Genomic DNA, 845 nt, shown 5'->3' with positions numbered 1-845 from the left:
TTTAGACAAGATAATTACAGCCACCATTTAAGCTGATTTATATGGGACAGCCCTGTCCCGGAAGGGATATGCTGACTGTCCTCTATAATCCAATAGGCACAGTTAACTTTAGTTCCCTTTTTTTGAAATCCTCCTAGAAATTCCATTGTTGAGACAGCATGCTTGACCGTTGATGAGAAAGACAAACCGTGCTCGTCACTGGGTTCAATCCACATAGGATCAGAATTTGAGAATTTGTAGTCACAATGCCTAACCCCTTTACTTATCCCGCCTCTACCATGAGAGCCCTCCTGATATATAGTAGCTTCGTTCGGATCTATGACAGTCCTAAAGAATGCTTTCTTCTTCCTCTCCTGTGCTTCTAAATAGATTCTAGATATACGGTCAGTAATGTCTTGTACAGTTTTAAGCTGATGCTTGAAAGGTATCTTCTTTTTACCCATCTTTGAATTCCATTTCGATGTTATTGATTGTAAAAGCATAACATTTGCTGTGTGGACAGGTAACTAATTGCGGGTTTATCACATTCAGTAGAAACATTCGTACCAACTTATGGGTTTTGCCGGCTTGCTAGTTCAAGGTCAAAATGCTCGCTTAGTGTTGGCTCTCAAGCCGTGGGTGGGTATCCCTTGTTGGGACAATTTGGTAAGTAATGCTTTTCGGGATAGGGAAGGGTGGATGTTAGCCGTCCTGAATTGGTGGGCGTCCAGGATTGCCTCATAGGGACGGGGGCTAGTCTTCATGACTCGGTATTTCACTATAACCTGTTGAATTTAAATCATTTTTATAGACAACACTTCGGACAGTTTCATGCAGCTATAGCCCCATAGTCACTGTACTGCTCG

1 protein-coding gene is annotated in these 845 nt (G+C 42.2%); it reads right to left on the bottom strand.

Annotated features, from left to right (window positions below; translation table 11 throughout):
- Nucleotides 1-14: 14 nt before the first annotated feature.
- Nucleotides 15-443, bottom strand: coding sequence for a hypothetical protein (locus MO867_RS22340; protein ID WP_252473269.1), 429 nt, complete (start codon nucleotides 441-443; stop codon nucleotides 15-17).
- Nucleotides 444-845 lie beyond the last annotated feature (402 nt).

The sequence above is a fragment of the Microbulbifer okhotskensis genome (assembly GCF_023895975.1).
In the GTDB taxonomy this organism is placed as follows: domain Bacteria; phylum Pseudomonadota; class Gammaproteobacteria; order Pseudomonadales; family Cellvibrionaceae; genus Microbulbifer; species Microbulbifer okhotskensis.
Note: the sequence above shows the minus strand (reverse complement) of the source record. Positions and strands in the feature narration are given on the sequence as shown.

Coding starts and splice junctions, on each gene's coding strand:
- MO867_RS22340 (WP_252473269.1), bottom strand. CDS start 443: ATGGGTAAAAAGAAGATACCTTTCAAGCATCAGCTTAAAACTGTACAA.